Source organism: Streptomyces carminius (assembly GCF_002794255.1).
GTDB lineage: Bacteria > Actinomycetota > Actinomycetes > Streptomycetales > Streptomycetaceae > Streptomyces > Streptomyces carminius.
Genome location: NZ_PGGW01000063.1, coordinates 2501 through 19680 on the forward strand (window position 1 = coordinate 2501; position 17180 = coordinate 19680).

The following is a 17180-nucleotide window of genomic DNA, read 5'->3' on the forward strand; positions in this document are numbered from 1 at the left end:
TATGCCGAGGAAGGCACCGAAGATCAGGCAGATCGCCGCCGCCTGGGCGTTGTTCGTCCACACCTGGGCGGCGAAGGAGGCCGCCGGGTGGCTGGAGTAGTACGTCTCGTACTGGCCGCCGGGGCGGGTCAGCTCCCGGAGTTGGTCCGGGGCGGCGATGGCGGACTGGATTTCGGGGTGGGTGCCTATCCACCAGCCGATGAGGACGGCGACCAGGGTGGACAGCAGGGCCGTCGGCACCCACCAGTGACGGGCACGGTAGACGGCGGCGGGGAAGCCGGCCGCGAAGAACCGCCCCACGTCCCGCCAGCCGGCGCGACGGGTGCCGGTGACCGCGCTGCGGGCCCGGGCGACGAGTCCGGTGAGGCGGCCGGTCAGCGCGGGGTCGGGCGCGCTGGACTGGACGAGCGACAGATGGGTGGACGTGCGCTGGTAGAGGGCGACGAGCTCGTCCGCCTCGGCACCGGTGAGGCGGCGTCGGCGGCGCAGCAGCTCCTCCAGGCGGTCCCACTCGGACCGGTGCGCGGTGACGAAGACATCGAGGTCCATGGGGAGAGCTTCGCAGATCACGGCCGACCGGGCGTGGGCCGCTTGGCGGCGGGACGGACGCGGGCGGCAGACTGTCCGTGTCCGGGGTACGTGTGTGGGGTGTGTGCCGGTCGGCGGCGAGGGCGAGGAGGGCGTACCGGGTGAGTCAGCTCGTGACGGGTGATGCGGTGGTTCTCGGGCTGCGGCCCGCGAGGCTGCCGAGCCGGGCGCTGGCCGTCTTCATCGATCTGGTCGTGTTGTGGGGTGTCTATCTGGCCCTGTCGATGGCGCTGCTGTCGGCCACCGGTTCGCTGGACGAGGCCGCCACGGCGGCGGTGGCCGTCGCGCTGCTGGTGCTGGTGCTGATGGGCGGGCCGGTCGTGGTCGAGACGCTCAGCCACGGCCGTTCACTGGGGAAGCTGGTGTGCGGACTGCGGGTGGTGCGGGAGGACGGCGGGCCGATCCGTTTCCGGCACGCGCTGGTGCGCGGGGCACTGGGCTTCGTCGAGATCCAGATGACGGTGGGGGTCGTCGCGTGCGTCGCCTCGCTGGTGTCCGCGCGGGGGCGGCGGCTCGGGGACGTGTTCGCCGGAACGCTGGTGGTGCGGGAGCGGATCCCGGTGGCGCGGCCGGCACCGGTACCGCCTCCGCCGCCCGGGCTGGCCGGGCACTTCGCGGAGCTGGACCTGTCGCGGGTGCCGGAGGCGCTGTGGCTGGCCGTACGGCAGTACCTGCTGCGGGTGGACCAACTGGACCCGCAGGTGGGCTGGTCCATGGCACAGCGGCTGGCGGCCGACCTCGCGGCCTGTACGGGGGCGCCGGTGCCCGCGGGGATGCCGCCCGCGACGTATCTGTCCGCAGTGGTGGCCGAGCGGCAGGCGCGTGACGCGCGGCGGGCGTTCGGAGCCCGGCCGGAGGCGGGGCGGCCGGGCGGTACCGCGTCCGGACAGGACGGTTCCGGGTCGCCCTTCCCCACGCCCCCGGTGCCGTCCGGGCCGCCGACTGTGTCTCCGGTGCCGCCGGTGCCGCCGGTGCGGCCCGATCCGCCCGCCGGGCAGCCGCCGTCCGCCGGTGGCCCGGAGCGGGAGGGGCCGGGCGACGGGGAGCGGCGCACCGGTTTCGTGCCGCCCGCCTGATCCACCGCGGCCTGATCCGCCGGTCCGGTCCGCCGGTCCACCGGTCCGTCCGGTGCCCGCGGTCAGGTGAACGCCGAGGGCGGGGACTCCAGGTCCTCCAGCTCGACGCCGGGGGCCGCCAGGACGACGTCCCCGGCGATGTGGACGGTGTGCGCCTCGCCCGTCTCCGGGTCGCCGACCCGGTAGCCGTCCACGGTCAGCGGCCCGCTGTCGGTGGCGTGTGCTTCGCTGCCGAGCAGTTCCCAGGTCTGGTCGAGGGTGCGCGGGGCGAGCGCGGGGGGTGTGAAGGCGACGAGGCGGACGCGGGTGGCGGGTGTGCCGGGCTCGGGGCGCAGCAGCCGGGCCGCGGCGACGAGGAAGGCGGGGGAGGTGCCGGTGAAGGCGTGGGCGGGCGCGTTGCCCTCCTGTGCCCGCTCGCCGGCCGGGTCGGTGCGCACCCAGGTCACACCGTCCAGGGCGGCGCCGCGGACCTGCCAGTGCGCGGTGCGCAGTTCGAGGCGGAGCGGACGGCCGAGGTCGTCCAGGGTGAGGTCGAGGGAGCCGGTGTGGTCGCCGGAGGGCGCGGTGGTCCGGGAGACGTAGCGCCAGCCGGTGGGGCCGGGGGCGCACTGGAAGTGCTCCTCGCCCAGGGGGGTGTGGTCGTACGGATCGTGGAGCGAGTAGCGGCCGCGGGGCATGGTGGGTCGTCCTTCACGGGTCAGGCCCCCGCCGTGGAGCGGGGGCCTGACGGCTGTCGTGCGCGTTCCGCCGTCCGCCGCCTCCCGGGCTGTGCCCGGGAGGCGGCGGCGGGTCAGTAGCGGTAGTGGTCGGGCTTGTACGGGCCCTCGACGGGGACGCCGATGTACTCGGCCTGGTCCGGGCGCAGCTCGGTCAGCTTCGCGCCCAGCGCCTCCAGGTGGAGGCGGGCGACCTTCTCGTCCAGGTGCTTGGGCAGTACGTACACCCCGGTCGGGTACTGGTCGGGCTTGGTGAACAGCTCGATCTGGGCGATCGTCTGGTTGGCGAAGGAGTTGGACATCACGAACGAGGGGTGCCCGGTGGCGTTGCCCAGGTTCAGCAGCCGCCCCTCGGAGAGCACGATGATGGCCTTGCCGTCGGGGAAGGTCCAGGTGTGCACCTGGGGCTTGACCTCGTCCTTGACGATGCCGGGGAGCTTCGCCAGGCCGGTCATGTCGATCTCGTTGTCGAAGTGGCCGATGTTGCCCACGATCGCCTGGTGCTTCATCCGCGCCATGTGCTCGGCCAGGATGATGTCCTTGTTGCCGGTGGTGGTGACGAAGATGTCGGCGGTCTCCACCACGTCCTCCAGCGTGGCGACCTGGTAGCCGTCCATGGCCGCCTGCAGGGCGCAGATCGGGTCGATCTCGGTGACGATCACCCGGGCGCCCTGGCCGCGCAGCGACTCGGCGCAGCCCTTGCCCACGTCGCCGTAGCCGCACACCACCGCGACCTTGCCGCCGATGAGCACGTCGGTGGCCCGGTTGATGCCGTCGATCAGTGAGTGGCGGCAGCCGTACTTGTTGTCGAACTTCGACTTGGTGACGGAGTCGTTGACGTTGATGGCGGGGAAGAGCAGGGTGCCCCCGCGCTGCATCTCGTACAGCCGGTGCACACCGGTGGTGGTCTCCTCCGTCACCCCCCGGATCTCCGAGGCCAGCTGCGTCCACTTGCCCGGGCTCTCGGCGAGGGTGCGGGTGAGCAGTTCCAGGACGACCCGGTGCTCCTCGTTCTCCGCGCCGGCCACGTCGGGCACGGCGCCGTCCTTCTCGTACTCGACCCCCTTGTGGACCAGCAGGGTGGCGTCACCGCCGTCGTCCAGGATCATGTTCGGCCCGCCGCTGGCGGCGTCCGGCCAGGTCAGCGCCTGCTCGGTGCACCACCAGTACTCCTGCAGCGTCTCGCCCTTCCAGGCGAAGACGGGGACGCCGCGCGGGTCGTCCGGGGTGCCGTCGGGGCCCACCGCGACCGCGGCGGCGGCGTGGTCCTGGGTGGAGAAGATGTTGCAGGACGCCCAGCGCACCCGTGCGCCGAGCGCGACCAGGGTCTCGATCAGCACCGCGGTCTGCACGGTCATGTGCAGCGAGCCGGTGATACGGGCGCCGGCCAGCGGCTGGGCTTCGGCGTACTCGCGGCGGATCGCCATCAGGCCGGGCATCTCGTGCTCGGCCAGCGTGATCTCCTTGCGGCCGAACGCCGCCAGGGAGAGATCCGCGACCTTGAAGTCACGGGTGGTGGCGGCCGGTGCGCCGGTCGGGCCGTCGGTCGTCGTCATAAGAGGCTGCTCCTCGGAATCGGTCGAGGTGTACGGCTGGCTGGTCTGCGGCGGCGGGCAGGCGTGCACGGACGGACACCCGGCCGTTGTGATGCCGTGTGCCGTCGGCTCGTACGCACCGCACGGTACGGGCGTACGTGTCCCCTGACCGCAGCGCAGTCCGTCGGAGGCCCTCTCTCCCTCGGTCGGCCCGTCCGGCCGCCCGACCGCCATCAGCAGCGACGTCTGTGCCCTGTCGAATTTACACGCTCGGGGCGTCACCCGGCCGGAGCAGCGCGGGGGCGGGCGGCGGACGCCGGAGGATTCCGGCCACGGTCCGCCGCCCGCCCCCGCACCCGCAGGGCTGCGGGGCGTCTCAGGCCTTCCCGGCTCCGTCGGACGCTTCGGACGTACCGGACGCGTCGGCGGCGACGGCCTGGGTCCGGTAGATGTCCGGCTCCAGGTAGATCACCCGGGCGATCGGCACCGCCGCGCGGACCCGGGTCTCGGCCTCGTCGATCGCGCGGGCGATCTCCGCCGCCGACTCGTGGCTCTCCACCGCCACCTTGGCGGCGACCAGCAGCTCCTCCGGGCCGAGGTGGAGCGTGCGCATGTGGATGATCCGGGTGACCGTCTCGCCGTCGACGAGCGCCCCGCGGATCTGGCCGAGCGCGGCCGGGTCGGCCCCCTCGCCCAGCAGCAGGGACTTGGTCTCGAAGGCCAGGATGACGGCGATGACGATGAGCAGCACGCCGATGCAGAGGGTGCCGATGCCGTCCCACACCGGATCGCCGGTCAGCAGGGCCAGGCCGACGCCGCCCAGCGCCAGGATCAGGCCGACCAGGGCGCCGAGGTCCTCCAGGAGTACGACCGGCAGTTCGGGTGCCTTGGCCCGCCGGACGAAGGCCGTCCACGACTGTGTGCCGCGGACCTCGTTGGACTCCTTGATGGCCATGCGGAAGGAGAAGATCTCGGCGATGATCGCGAAGACCAGGACGCCCACCGGCCAGTACCAGTGGTCGAGCTCGTGCGGATGTCTGATCTTCTGGTAGCCCTCGTAGAGGGCGAAGAGGCCGCCGACGGTGAACAGGACGATGGCGACGAGGAAGGCGTAGATGTAGCGCTCACGCCCGTACCCGAAGGGGTGCTCCTCGCTCGCCTTGCGCTCCGACCGCTTGCGGCCGAGCAGCAGCAGTGCCTGGTTGCCCGAGTCGGCCACGGAGTGGACGCCCTCCGCGAGCATCGACGAGGAGCCGCTGAAGGCGAACGCCGTGAACTTGGCCACGGCGATGGACATGTTCGCGACCAGCGCGGCGACGATCGCCTTGGTACCGCCTGATGCACTCATGACAGAGGGACTCTCCTGGAAGACAGTGGGTCTCGGTGGCGCCCGTACCCGGACCGCGGCCGTGCGGCCCGCTACCGGGCCACGGTCGCGCGGAAGAGCGTACCGCCGCCCGAGATCGTCACACGCTCACCCGCCCGGACGAATGCCGAGCGGCCGCCGGTGAGGGTCAGTTCGGTGTTCTCACCGGTGTCCCGGCCGGTGTCCTCACCGGGTGTCCGGTCCGCCGTCCGCACCGTGACCTCCCCGGCCGTGCACAGCAGGATCTGCGGGGCGCGGTCGTCCAGCGGGCGCGGCGCGTCCGGCCGCGTCAGGACGTGGCGGGAGAGGCGGAACTCCTCCACCGGTGCCTCGTACACCTCCTCGCCGTCCGGTCCCGCCACCGGTCGCAGCACCCGCGGCTCGGTGGGCTCGAAGCGCACGACGCGCAGCAACTCGGGGACGTCCACGTGCTTGGGGGTGAGGCCGCAGCGCAGCACGTTGTCGGAGTCGGCCATCAGCTCCACGCCCAGGCCGGACAGGTAGGCGTGCGGGACCCCGGCGCCGAGGTACAGGGCCTCACCGGGCTCCAGGCGCACGACGTTGAGCAGCATCGCGGCCACCACGCCCGGGTCGCCCGGGTAGTGGCCGGCGATGTCCGCGTAGGCGGCGTACGTCCGCGCGGCGGGACCGTCGCCCCCTTCGGCCGAGCCCAGCCGCCGGGCGGCGCGCGCCGCCTCCTCGACGGTCCCGGCCATCGCCTCCCGGTCGGCCGACAGCACGGCGGTCAGCACCTCGCTCAGCGCCTCGTCCTCGGGGCGGGCGCGCAGGATGTCCGCGTACGGCTTGAGCCCGCCGACCTCCAGCGCCTCCAGCAGGTCGGCCGTCCGTCCGGGGCTGCGGAAACCGCACAGGCCGGTGAAGGGGGTGAGGGCGCAGATGAGTTCGGGCTTGTGGTTGGCGTCCTTGTAGTTGCGGTGCGGGGCGTCCAGCGGGATGCCGCGCTCCTCCTCGTCGGCGAAGCCCTCCCGTGCCTGGACGGGGTCGGGGTGGACCTGGAGGGAGAGCGGGGCGGCGGCGGCCAGGACCTTGAGCAGGAAGGGCAGCCGGGGGCCGAAGGCCCGTACGGTCTGCGGACCCAGCTCGCCCTCGGGGTCGGCCCCGATCACCTCCGGCAGGGAGGTCTCCACTCCGCCGCGGACGATCCGGGACGGCGCGCCGGGGTGGGCGCCCATCCACAGCTCGGCCTGTGGTTCGCCGGTCGGCTCGGTGCCCAGCAGTTCGGGGATGGCGGTGGTGGAGCCCCAGGCGTAGGGACGCACGGTGTTCGTGAGGAGGTCCATGCCGGATCGGTGTCCTTGGTCGCTCGGCCGGTCGGGTTCGGAGGTCGCGGACGTTCTGCCGTGCCGGGTCCGGGTCGCAGTCGGGGCGGCCCTCAGGGCCGCGCGCCGCCGGCGATCCGGAGGTAGACGGCGGTGAAGTCCACGGTGGCCAGCAGTTCGGCGGCGGCCTCCAGCGGGCTGCTGCCCTCGCCCGGCTCCAGCTCGCTGAGCGGGGCGCCGTGCCCGTACGCCAGGTCGCGGGCGGCGACGGCGGCGGAGTCGGCCGCCGGCGGGCCCTCGCGCAGCAGGACCACCCGGGCGCGCAGCGTCTCCGGCGCGTCCACCCGGTCGCGGAAGAAGTCGTCCCCGTCGTCGCCGCCCGCGAAGGCTCCGCTGAGCAGGGCGCCGTGCGTGGCCATCGCCTGGGGCAGCTCGGCGGCCAGCGCCGGGCTGCCGACGAGCGCGGTGAGGGTGGTGGCGCAGTGGCGGGCGACGGCGTCCGCGACGGTGCCCTCGCTCCACAGCAGCGGCAGCGCGTCGGAGAGTTCGGCGGCCAGGGTCTTGGCGGGGTTGCCGTAGGTGGCGGCGGCGGGGCCGCAGCGCTCGGCGACCCGGTCGAGCCGGTCGGCCAGCGCGGCGAGCCCGGCGGGCTCGGCGGCGGCCAGGCCGAGCCGGTCGGCCAGCACCAGGAGCGGAGTGAGCAGCGCCCACAGGACGCCGGGGGCGGCGTGCGGGACCGAGCGCGGCCGCTGGTACGCGTCGCGGGGGTCCGGGCCCTCGTACTCCTCGCCCGGTGCCGCCGCCAGCGGCACGGTCAGGCCGCGGGCCTGGACGGTCGCCTCGGCCAGCGGGGTGCCGGCGGGGCTCACCGAGACGACGGTGCAGCCGCGGCGGTACGCCTGCTCGACGAGTCCGGACAGACCGCCCTCGTCGCCGTCGGGTGTGACGGCCAGCAGCAGGTCCAGCGGCCCGGCCCAGCCGGGCAGGGTCCAGCGCAGGGCACCGGGGTCGGCCAGCGAGCCGGTGGGGCGCAGGAGGGTGACGGGGACGGCGCCGTTGCCGAAGGCGCCGAGCAGGTCGGCGGCGCAGCTCACGGCGGGCCCGGTGCCCGCGACGAGGAGGGCACGGGGACGGCCGTCGGGACGCAGCTCCCCCAGACCCGCCTCGTCGGCGTGCCGGACGGCCGTACGGACACGGGCGCCGGCCGCGGCGGCCCCGCGCAGCAGACCGTGGGTGTCGGCTCCGGTCAGGGCCTCGGGGGCGTCGAGCAGGGTCTCGTCCAGCATGTGCGGCCTCTCCGGTCGCCGGGGCGTTCGGGCGGACAGTCAGGCGGGGCGGCGGGCCTCGTCGACGAGGAGGACGGGGATGCCGTCGCGGACGGGGTACGCCAGCCCGCACTCGGTGCCCTGGCAGAGCAGTTCGCCGCCCTCCTCGCGGAGCGGGGCGTGGCACGCCGGGCAGGCGAGGATCTCCAGGAGGCCGGCTTCGAGCGGCATGGGGCGTGGTCCCTTCGGAGGTGCTCGTCGGAGGTGCTCGGACACTGCGGTCGTCGAACGGCCGGGGTGGCCGTGCGGTCAGCGTACCGCCGCCGGGGCGCACCCCGGCGGCGGGTGGCACGGCGGGTGGCGCGGGAGGAACGGCCGGGGGCGGGGCGGCCCCGTCCCCGGCCGGGCGCGGTCAGCCGCGGACGACGGCCAGCACCTCGTCGCGGACCCTGGCGGCCGTGGCCGCGTCCCGTGCCTCGACGTTCAGCCGCAGCAGCGGCTCGGTGTTGGAGGGGCGGAGGTTGAACCACCACTCGCCGGGCGCGGTGACCGTCAGCCCGTCCAGCTCGTCCAGCTCCAGCCCCTCGCGGGCGGCGTAGACCTCCTTCACCGCGGCGGCGCGGCCGGCCTGGTCGTCCACGGTGCTGTTGATCTCCCCGGAGGCGGTGTAGCGGTCGTACTGCGCCACCAGCTCGGACAGGGTGCCCTCCTGGCCGCCGAGCGCGGCCAGCACGTGGAGGGCGGCGAGCATGCCGGTGTCGGCGTTCCAGAAGTCGCGGAAGTAGTAGTGCGCCGAGTGCTCGCCGCCGAAGATCGCGCCGGTCCGCGCCATCTCCGCCTTGATGAAGGAGTGGCCGACCCGGGTGCGCACCGGGGTGCCGCCCGCCTCCTTCACGACCTCGGGCACCGACCAGGAGGTGATGCAGTTGTGGATCACCGTGCCGCCGGGGTGCTTGGCCAGCTCGCGGGCGGCGACCAGGGCGGTGATGGCCGACGGGGAGACCGGCTCGCCGCGTTCGTCGACCACGAAGCAGCGGTCGGCGTCGCCGTCGAAGGCGATGCCGATGTCGGCACCGGTCTCCCGCACCCGGGCCTGGAGGTCGGCGATGTTGGCCGGGTTCATCGGGTCGGCCTCGTGGTTGGGGAAGGTGCCGTCCAGCTCGAAGTAGAGGGCGTCCAGTTCGACCGGCAGGCCCGCCAGGACGGTGGGCACGGTGTGGCCGCCCATGCCGTTGCCCGCGTCCACGACGGCCCTCAGGGGGCGGATGGCGGCCAGGTCCACCAGGGAGCGCAGGTGGGCGGCGTAGTCGGCCAGGACGTCCCGCTGTGCGATGTTCCCCGGCTTCTCCACCGGCTCCGGTGCGCCGGTCTCCGCCCACCGCTCCACCAGTGCGCGGATGTCGGCCAGCCCGGTGTCCCGGCCGACCGGGGCGGCGCCCGCCCGGCACATCTTGATGCCGTTGTAGCGCGCGGGGTTGTGGCTGGCGGTGAACATCGCGCCGGGCATGTCCAGGCTGCCGCTGGCGTAGTAGAGCTGGTCGGTCGAGCACAGACCGATCTCGGTGACGTCGGCGCCGCGGGCGGCCGCGCCCCGGGCGAAGGCCCGCGACAGGCCCGGCGAGGAGGGGCGCATGTCGTGTCCGACGACGATCGCTGCGGCGTCCGTGACCTGGACGAAGGCGGCTCCGAACAGTTCGGCCAGGGCCTCGTCCCACTGGTCGGGCACCACACCGCGTACGTCGTAGGCCTTCACGAGCTGCGACAGATCAGGCACAGTCCACCCCTTCTGGAGTATCCGGTTCTGGAGTGTCCGGAGACTGCCCAAAGGTAACCGGAACGGATCAGTTCTCGGGGGAACGCAGCACCCGCAGATGGCCGCGTCTGGCCACCTCCGTCAGATCCCGGCCGCGCCCGCCCCCGGGGCCGGGCGGGCCGTCCGGTGCCGGGCCCCGGCGCTGGGGGGTGCGGGCGGCCTCGCGCACGGCGTCGGCCAGGGCTTCGAGGTCGTCGCCGCTGGGGCGGGCGGGGCCGGGGTCCACGGCGAGGCGGACGACCTCCCAGCCGCGCGGCGCGGTCAGCCGCTCCGAGTGCTCCGCGCACAGGTCGTAGCAGTGCGGTTCGGCGTAGGTGGCCAGCGGGCCGAGAACGGCGGTGGAGTCCGCGTAGACGTACGTCAGCGTCGCCACGGCGGGGCGGCCGCACGCGGTGCGCGAACAGCGACGTACAGGGCTCACGACGTTGGACGGTACCGCACTCTTGAGCGGGCCGCGACGACTCCCCGGGAGCTCACCCCCTTGTGTCGTCGTTGTGCCGTCGTTGTGTCGTCGTCGCGTCGCCGGCGTCTCGCACCGGTGCGCCGGAACCGCGCGTACGGTCGGCGGCCCGGCTGGCCCGCCACGTGCCGGAAAGCCCCGTTTTGCGGGGGCCGCCGGGGCCGTTACCTCTTCGTTCGGATACCGTCACCAAGGAGCGATCACCGATCGAGGAGATGACCGAAACCGCACCGCCACAGCGGTGCGGGGCCGGGCCGGGCGGGCACCGGCCGTCCGGGGTCGCCGCCGCCCGGCGGACGGCTACTCTCATGGTGATGAGCAACCCCGTACCGCCCCACCTGCCCGATCCGCGACCGCGTCGCCGGGATCGCCACGGGCGCGGCATGCGCGGCCCGGTCGCCCCGCCCCAGGTGCCCCTGGCCGTGAGCCGTGCCGACGTGTTCGACGATCTGGTGCGCGACTCCGCGGAGCGGCTGGAGAAGCAGTGGCCGCAGCTGTCCGGGGTGGAGTTCGTCGTGCGGGAGGTGCCGCCCGTCCGGCTGCCCCGCCCGGACGGCGACCGGTTCGGCGGGCCGGACGGGAGACCGCCGGGCGACGGGCCGGACGGCTGGGGCGACGGCTGGGCGGACGGCGACGGGGGCGTGCCGCTGGGCCGGCACGAGACGGCCCGGGACTCCCGTCCCGACCGCGTCGTCGTCTACCGGCGCCCCGTCGAACTGCGCTCCAGGACACGCGACGACCGGGCGCGGCTCGTCCACGAGGTCGTCGTCGAGCAGGTCGCCGAACTGCTGGGGCTGGCCCCGGAGTCGATCGACCCGCGCTACGGACAGGACTGAGGCCGGGCAGGCCGTCCGGCCGGGGCCGCCCGCGCGGCGGCCCCGGCCTCAGTCGACCAGGACGGACAGGTCCTGTTCGGCCTCGGGCACCGCCACCGTGCTCCGGTCGTCCGGCAGCGTCTGCACGGTGAACATCGGAACGCCGTCCTCCGTCCGCGTCAGCGTCCGGGCGGCGTGCACCGGCCCGCCCGAGAGCTTCTCGACGGTGAGCGCGTACCGGCCCTTGCCGCCCTGCGGGCGCAGCCCGTCGACGGCCGTCGTGGTGCCGCCCTTGAGGGTGTACGTCTTGCTGACCGGCTCGCCGCCGTCGCTGCCCGCCGAGGCCGTGACCCGCACCTTCGCGCCCTTCTCCGGTGCCACCAGCGACAGCGCCGCCGCCTCGCCCTTCTTGTCGTCCGTGGCCGCCGCGTCGCCGCCCGCCGCGGACGCCCGCTCCCGGACCGGCCCGGTGGCGGGGACGAAGCCCATCTCCCGGTCGCCCCCCTTGCCCCGCAGCACCTGGAGCGCCGCCACCACCGGGGCGTCCCCGCCTTCCTCGGCCGGACCGAGCAGCAGGGAGCCGGCCTCGCCCCGGGTGAGGTCGCCGAGGTCCACGGCCACGGTCATACCCCGTTTGACGTGCAGGTTCTCCTGGCCTGCCGGGGTGATCGAGCCGGTGGGGGTGGCCAGCCGCACCTTCAGGTCGGCGTCCGCGTCGCCGGGTGCGAAGGCGATCAGCCGCACCCCGGTGGCGTCCGCCGGGACACCGGGCAGCACCAGGGTGCCGCGGGAGACGGCGGAGGCGGTCAGCCAGTCGCCGCCGAGCTTTTCGTCGAGCGCCTGCACCTGGGCGCCGATCCGGCCGGCGCGCGCCACGACGTGCAGGACCACATCGGTGACCGGCTCCGTGGAGAGCGTGGAGAGCAGCACCGGGATCGTGGCGCGGCCGGGGACGTTGATGCCCTGGCCGCTGTCGGTCCGCACCGAGCCGTCCTCGCCGTACAGCTCCAGGTCGACCACGGCCGGGGTGTCGTCGGGGTTGACGAGGTGGATGTAGTCGGAGCGCGTCTCGGCGGTGCTCACCCCGGGGAACCAGAACTCGGTGTCGGGCTCGGTGCAGGAGGTCCCCAGCAGCCCGCGGCCGACGCCGGCGGTGACGAGGGTGGTCTGCTGGACCGTCCAGCCGGGGGCCAGCCGGCCGGTCGCCGACCCGGTGAGCGCGGGTGAGCCGCTGCCGTCGGTGTCAGCCGTGACCGGCCTGCCGGGCTCACTCAGCGGAACGACCTGCTCGGACTCGGCCTTCTTGCCGCTCCCGTCGCCCTTGTCGTTCTTGTCGCCCTTGTCGCCCTTGTCGGCGTTGTCGGCGTTGTCGGCGTTCCGCTGGCCGCCGCCCTCCAGGGTGCTGGCGGCGGGCAGCAGGGCGGCCGAGCCCTTCCCGGCGGCCTCCCGCCCGGCTCCGCCCTTGGGGGTGAAGGCGGTGTAGGTCGTCTCGCCGATCTCCGAGGAGGTCGGCTGCGGGCACACCAGCGTGGAACGCTCCACGGGCAGCCTGGTCGCCGCGGCGGGGCCGGTGGCGGACTCGCCGGACGGGGCGGTCAGCGAGGCGAGGCCGGTGACGGCGGCCAGCGCGGTGACCACGCCGATCAGGGAGTAGACGGTGCGGTTCATCCCTGGTTGCTCCTGTCGCCGTACGGGGTGCCGTCCTGGCCGTAGCCGCTGCCGTGGCCCTCGTTGCCGTAGCCGCCGTACTCCTCGCCGCCGTGGCCGCCCTGACCGTAGCCGTAGCCGTGGCCACCCTGGCCGTAGTCGTAGCCGTAGCCGCCGTAGCCGTCGTACTCGGGCCGGGGCTGCCCGCCCCGGCCCTGGTCCCGGCCGTACGGATCGGTCTGGTCGGCGTACTGCCGCTGCTCGTCCCAGCCGCCGTGGCCCTGCTGGGCGACGTACGGCTCCTGGGGCTCCTGGGGCCGGGATTCGGGCTCCGGTTCGGGTCCGGGTTCGGGTTCGGGCTCCGGGGGCGGTCCGCCCGCCGCTTCCTGGGCCGCCCGCAGTCTGCGGGCCCGGCGGCCCTCGCCCTCCACCGGCTCGTCGGGCACGGTCGCGGCGCCCACCGTCTCGGGCAGGTCGTCGTCGATCTCGCGGCGCCGCCCCGGCAGTGCCATGACCAGGACGACCAGTGCCAGGAAGCCCTGCGCCCACACCCACGCGGTGTGGGTCACGGGAGTCTCGTGCACCAGGTCCAGCCGGCCGCCCTCGGCGGGCAGCTCGAAGCCCTGCGCCCAGCGGTCCACGGTGACCGGCTTCAGCGGACGTCCGTCCAGGGTGGCCCGCCAGCCCTCGTCCGCCGCCTCGGCGATCCGCAGCACCCGTCCTCCGGGCCCGGCGGGGACGTCGGTGTGTGCCTCGACCGGGCCGGACGCGACGGTCACCGGTTCGGCCGCGGTGTCGGTGGCGGCACCGGTCGCCGCGCCCTCCTCCGGCTCCCCGCCGGGGACGACGGTGACCCGGGCGACCTCGGTGTCCACCCGCCACAGCGCGCCGTCGTCCTGCTCGCTCAGCCGGCTCAGGCCCGGGGTGGCGTCCAGTACCCGGGTGATGTCCCGGGGGGCGCCGTCGCGCACCAGGACGTAGCGGACCGCGTAGCCGCCGAGCTGGCCGGCCTGGTCCGCGCCGGAGCCCGCCACCAGGTTGCCGACCATCTCGCCCAGCCGCCGGTCGGCGCCCGCCGCACGGGCCAGATCGCCGTCGCCCAGCCGGACGCCGGAGCCGCGGACGAGGGTGTACGAGACCCGGGACGCGCCCCCGGACGCGGTGGAACCGCCCGCGTCCGCGCCGTCCAGGACGAGGGTGCGCGGCCGGTCGCCGGTGCCGCTCTCCTCCGCGACGAACGCCGGCACCTGTACCGGGCTGCGCCTCGACAGCGGTCCGTCCGCGCCGCCCACCATCCAGCCCGCCGCGGCGGCAAGCGGTCCCAGCGCGGCGGCGACGCCGATGAGCGCGGCGACCGGCTGCCGCCAGCCGAAGCTCTGCTCGGCGACCCGGCCGCGCACGCCCTCGGCACCGACCACAGCGGCGGTCAGCATCGCCAGGCCGGAGACGAGGGTGGCGGGGCCGGCCCAGCCGGAACCGTTCGCGAGAGCGGCGAAGAGCAGACCGGTCAGGGCGGTGGTCCAGGCGGCGAGGATCGCGGTCCGCCGCTCGGCGCGCAGCAGCGCGGCGAGCGCGGCCAGCACCACACCGGCGAACAGCACCCCGCCCACCGCGCCCGGCCCGCCGGGGTCGAGCAGCAGCAGACCGGTGGCGGAGGCGGCGCCCTCGCCGTACGGCAGTCCGGCCTCGCGGAGGAAGGCCGAGGGGTCGGTGAGCAGTTCCAGCGACCACGGCGCGAGCAGGACCAGCGGCACCGCCAGCAGGACGAGGGCCCGGACCGCGTACGCCACCGGATACGCGCCCTGCCGCACCCGCAGCCCCAGGACTGCCAGGGTGAGCACGGCGGCGACGGGCCACACCACGGGGGTGAAGGCGGTGGTGAGGGCGAGCAGCAGCGCACAGGCCCACACCGCCCGCCAGGACGGCTTGTCGCCGGACGACCGCAGCCCGGCGGCGGCGACCGCCGCACGGGCCATCAGCGGCAGGACGACCGCGAGGACCGCGGTGCCGATCCGGCCGCCCGCCAGGGCTCCGGTCACGGCCGGGAGGAAGGCGTAGGCGACGCTGCCCCAGGCGCGCAGCAGCCGGGAGGCGACCAGCGGCCGGGAGGCGAAGTAGGCGGTGAGCCCGGCCAGCGGCACCGAGCAGACCAGCAGCAGGGTGAGGGTGAGGCCGGTGCTGCCGAGCAGGACGGTGGCGAGGGTGGCCAGGACCGCCAGATACGGCGGCACGGTTCCGGTGCCGCCGGTGCCCACCGGCTGCCAGGCGTTCAGCCAGCGCTCCCACAGGTCGGCGGCCTCGGCGGGCGCGGGCAGCAGCGCGCCGCCGGCCAGCGCGCCGCCGCCCAGCAGGTTGCGGCAGGCGACCAGCGAGGTGACCAGCAGGACGGCGAAGAGCACCGGCGCCGGCCGGCGGGCGATCCGCTTCAGCCGGGCGAACTGCTCGACCTCCAGGAAGTCGGCGTCGTCGTCGCCGGGACCGGTCTCGACGGCACCGTGCCGTCCGCCGGAGGAGGCTTCGGGGTCGGAGCGTCCGGCGAGGTTTCCCGCGACCTGCTCGACGGTGGCCCGCACCGTGGCGCCGGGCGGCGGGAAGAGGGGGCGCAGGTCGGAGTGGGCGACGGCGGGTCTGCCGCGCCTGCGCCGGGCGGCGAGGATCAGACCGGGGCGCAGCAGGGTGCCGACGAGCCCGGTGAACTCGTCCAGCGCCTGCCCGGGCACCTTGCCGACCAGGTAGGCGACGATGCGCAGCGCGGTGCCCACGACCAGCCGCAGCAGGACCCAGGGCAGCAACTTGCCGGGGGTGTTGACGAGCAGCGTGTAGACGGCGCCCGCCTTGTCCACCCGGTGCGGTCCGGTGACCGAGCGGCCGACGCAGTCGATGGGCCGCCGCTCGCGGGAGGCCGCCTCGGCGTGCCGCAGGACGGCCTCGGGCGCGACGAGCACCCGGTGCCCGGCGGCCTGGGCGCGCCAGCACAGGTCCACGTCGTCGCGCATCAGCGGCAGCCTGCGGTCGAAGCCGCCGAGCTCCTCGAAGACGTCGCGCCGGATGAGCATGCCGGCGGTGGAGACGGACAGCACCTGCCGCACCTGGTCGTACTGGCCCTGGTCCTGCTCGCGCCGGTCCAGGCCGGTCCAGCGGCGCCCGCTGTGGGCGACGGAGACCCCGACCTCCAGCAGCTGGCGGTTGTTGTACCAGCTGCGCAGCTTCGGTCCGACGACGGCGGCCGAGGGGCTGGCATCGGCCACCTTCAGCAGTTCGGCGAGGGCGTCCGGCTCGGGTGCGCAGTCGTCGTGCAGCAGCCACAGCCACTGGACGGGCTCGCCGTGCGGCAGCTCGGGCAGGTCGTAGGCGTCGTCCCGCCAGGTGCGGGTGACCGGGTCCCAGCCGCTGGGCCGCTTGAGGTACGGCAGGTCGTCGGGGGTGAGGACGGGCGCGGTGCGGGCCGCCTCGTCGACGGCCGCGCCGAACCCGCTGCGGCGGGCGAGGTGCAGGACGCGGTCGGGGCCGAGGGTCTCGGTGAGCAGCCGGGCGGAGTCGTCGGCGCTGCCGGTGTCGGCGGCGACGATGTTCTGCACGGGCCGTTCCTGGTTCACGAGTCCGGCCAGCGCGTCGGGCAGCCAGCGCGCACCGTCGTGGGAGACGAGCACGGCGGTGACGACGTGGCGCGGAAACTCGGGAAGGTGGGCGTGGTCGGACACCGCGGTCTCGGGAGACCGGTGCGACGCGGACTGGGAAGCGGCGAACGCCGCTGTGGCCGCCTCGTACTGGGCCGCCGGGTGGCTGTGCACGGACATCGGGGTAGGGGCCCTCCGGCCGGGGTCCGGGGGGCGTCCCCCCGGAAGGCTGCTGCGTCGGAACTGCTGTGGACCGGTCCAGGCGCGCCGGGCCACGCGGGCGGCCGCTGCGTCATGGACGGACCCACACTAATGGCTTACCGGGGGCCGCCGTCCGGGGTCCGGCCGGACGGCGGCCGCGGAGCGCTCCGCACAGCAGTACGCCTCCCGCACGGAGCGGGAGGCGTACCGGAAGCGATATGGGCGGTATGGGGGTTCTTCCGCTTGCGCGGGTCCCTGTCCGGTAATCCGGCCGGCGGTCCGCCGGACGGCCGGTGCGGGACGGCCGGACGGTCCGCCCCGGCGGACCGCCGGCACGGGGGCCGGTGGGCGGGGATCAGACGGCGGCCTTCTTCAGACGGCGGCGCTCGCGTTCGGACAGTCCGCCCCAGATGCCGAAGCGTTCGTCGTTGGCGAGGGCGTACTCCAGGCACTCGGAGCGGACCTCGCAGGCGAGGCAGACCTTCTTGGCCTCCCGCGTCGAGCCGCCCTTCTCCGGGAAGAAGGACTCCGGGTCGGTCTGGGCGCACAACGCGCGCTCCTGCCAGCCGAGCTCCTCTTCCACCTCTTCGACCAGCAGTTGTTCGAACAGCTCGGCCATGCGCGCCCCTCGTCTGTCTTTACGTCCCCGTGATGCTGTCGTTATCGCTCCCAGCCGAACGACACGAGTGAAATTACAAGTGCGTGCATCCACCCGAGTCAAGCCGAGATCTGCTATTGGGCCCGTTATTCACTCTCCGGAACCAAGCCCTAGCATTTAGTGTTTATATCGCGACAAACTAT

Annotated in this window: 14 protein-coding genes (1 of these 14 cut by a window edge); 2 read left to right on the top strand and 12 right to left on the bottom strand. The window is 74.7% G+C overall.

The window, feature by feature from the left end; genetic code table 11:
* A protein-coding gene (locus CUT44_RS21780; RefSeq protein WP_100203619.1) for a stage II sporulation protein M crosses the window boundary here: on the bottom strand, positions 1–549 show its 5' portion. It extends 459 nt beyond the left edge of the window; 549 of the gene's 1008 nt are visible here — the first part of the coding sequence; it begins with the start codon at positions 547–549; its stop codon lies off the left edge, out of view.
* A 140-nt stretch (positions 550–689) separates the two neighbouring features.
* Here CUT44_RS21780 and CUT44_RS21785 point away from each other — a divergent pair, with 140 nt between their 5' ends.
* Positions 690–1664: an RDD family protein gene (locus tag CUT44_RS21785; protein ID WP_100203620.1), complete on the top strand. Its 975-nt coding sequence runs from the start codon at positions 690–692 to the stop codon at positions 1662–1664.
* A 62-nt stretch (positions 1665–1726) separates the two neighbouring features.
* Here CUT44_RS21785 and CUT44_RS21790 read toward each other — a convergent pair whose 3' ends face one another.
* From CUT44_RS21790 to CUT44_RS21825, 8 genes are all read right to left on the bottom strand, one after another.
* On the bottom strand, positions 1727–2341 hold the full coding sequence (locus CUT44_RS21790; RefSeq protein ID WP_100203621.1) for a hypothetical protein: 615 nt from the start codon (positions 2339–2341) through the stop codon (positions 1727–1729).
* Positions 2342–2454: 113 nt separating this feature from the next.
* Positions 2455–3936, bottom strand: a complete 1482-nt coding sequence (ahcY, locus tag CUT44_RS21795; protein ID WP_100203622.1) for an adenosylhomocysteinase — start codon at positions 3934–3936, stop codon at positions 2455–2457.
* A gap of 355 nt (positions 3937–4291) precedes the next feature.
* Positions 4292–5263 (bottom strand): cation diffusion facilitator family transporter, encoded by a 972-nt coding sequence (locus CUT44_RS21800; RefSeq protein ID WP_100203623.1) that lies wholly within the window; start codon positions 5261–5263, stop codon positions 4292–4294.
* 71 nt (positions 5264–5334) lie between these two features.
* A complete protein-coding gene (manA, locus tag CUT44_RS21805) occupies positions 5335–6582 on the bottom strand; it encodes a mannose-6-phosphate isomerase, class I (protein ID WP_100203624.1) in 1248 nt (415 codons plus the stop codon).
* 92 nt (positions 6583–6674) lie between these two features.
* Positions 6675–7847: an SIS domain-containing protein gene (locus CUT44_RS21810; RefSeq protein ID WP_100203625.1), complete on the bottom strand. Its 1173-nt coding sequence runs from the start codon at positions 7845–7847 to the stop codon at positions 6675–6677.
* 39 nt (positions 7848–7886) lie between these two features.
* On the bottom strand, positions 7887–8057 hold the full coding sequence (locus CUT44_RS21815) for a Trm112 family protein (protein WP_100203626.1): 171 nt from the start codon (positions 8055–8057) through the stop codon (positions 7887–7889).
* A 181-nt stretch (positions 8058–8238) separates the two neighbouring features.
* On the bottom strand, positions 8239–9600 hold the full coding sequence (locus CUT44_RS21820) for a phosphomannomutase/phosphoglucomutase (protein ID WP_100203627.1): 1362 nt from the start codon (positions 9598–9600) through the stop codon (positions 8239–8241).
* Between the two features lie 67 nt (positions 9601–9667).
* Positions 9668–10060, bottom strand: a complete 393-nt coding sequence (locus tag CUT44_RS21825; RefSeq protein WP_100203628.1) for a DUF3499 domain-containing protein — start codon at positions 10058–10060, stop codon at positions 9668–9670.
* 353 nt (positions 10061–10413) lie between these two features.
* Between CUT44_RS21825 and CUT44_RS21830 the strand changes: the two genes are divergently transcribed.
* A complete protein-coding gene (locus CUT44_RS21830) occupies positions 10414–10935 on the top strand; it encodes a metallopeptidase family protein (RefSeq protein WP_100203712.1) in 522 nt (173 codons plus the stop codon).
* 48 nt (positions 10936–10983) lie between these two features.
* Here CUT44_RS21830 and CUT44_RS21835 read toward each other — a convergent pair whose 3' ends face one another.
* The 3 genes from CUT44_RS21835 to CUT44_RS21845 all read right to left on the bottom strand — a co-directional run bounded on the left by CUT44_RS21835 (position 10984) and on the right by CUT44_RS21845 (position 16998).
* Positions 10984–12582 (bottom strand): DUF5719 family protein, encoded by a 1599-nt coding sequence (locus CUT44_RS21835; protein WP_100203629.1) that lies wholly within the window; start codon positions 12580–12582, stop codon positions 10984–10986.
* The gene (locus CUT44_RS21840) at positions 12579–16358 is read right to left on the bottom strand and encodes a glycosyltransferase family 2 protein (protein ID WP_100203630.1); all 3780 of its coding nucleotides are present in this window, start codon (positions 16356–16358) and stop codon (positions 12579–12581) included. Before CUT44_RS21840 ends, CUT44_RS21835 begins: the two co-directional genes overlap by 4 nt.
* A gap of 376 nt (positions 16359–16734) precedes the next feature.
* Complete coding sequence (locus tag CUT44_RS21845) at positions 16735–16998, bottom strand: WhiB family transcriptional regulator (RefSeq protein WP_100203631.1); 264 nt, start codon at positions 16996–16998, stop codon at positions 16735–16737.
* Between the last annotated feature and the right edge of the window lie 182 nt (positions 16999–17180).

Coding starts and splice junctions, on each gene's coding strand:
- CUT44_RS21790 (WP_100203621.1), bottom strand. CDS start 2,341: ATGCCCCGCGGCCGCTACTCGCTCCACGATCCGTACGACCACACCCCC.
- ahcY (WP_100203622.1), bottom strand. CDS start 3,936: ATGACGACGACCGACGGCCCGACCGGCGCACCGGCCGCCACCACCCGT.
- CUT44_RS21800 (WP_100203623.1), bottom strand. CDS start 5,263: ATGAGTGCATCAGGCGGTACCAAGGCGATCGTCGCCGCGCTGGTCGCG.
- manA (WP_100203624.1), bottom strand. CDS start 6,582: ATGGACCTCCTCACGAACACCGTGCGTCCCTACGCCTGGGGCTCCACC.
- CUT44_RS21810 (WP_100203625.1), bottom strand. CDS start 7,847: ATGCTGGACGAGACCCTGCTCGACGCCCCCGAGGCCCTGACCGGAGCC.
- CUT44_RS21815 (WP_100203626.1), bottom strand. CDS start 8,057: ATGCCGCTCGAAGCCGGCCTCCTGGAGATCCTCGCCTGCCCGGCGTGC.
- CUT44_RS21830 (WP_100203712.1), top strand. CDS start 10,414: ATGAGCAACCCCGTACCGCCCCACCTGCCCGATCCGCGACCGCGTCGC.
- CUT44_RS21835 (WP_100203629.1), bottom strand. CDS start 12,582: ATGAACCGCACCGTCTACTCCCTGATCGGCGTGGTCACCGCGCTGGCC.
- CUT44_RS21840 (WP_100203630.1), bottom strand. CDS start 16,358: ATGTCCGTGCACAGCCACCCGGCGGCCCAGTACGAGGCGGCCACAGCG.
- CUT44_RS21845 (WP_100203631.1), bottom strand. CDS start 16,998: ATGGCCGAGCTGTTCGAACAACTGCTGGTCGAAGAGGTGGAAGAGGAG.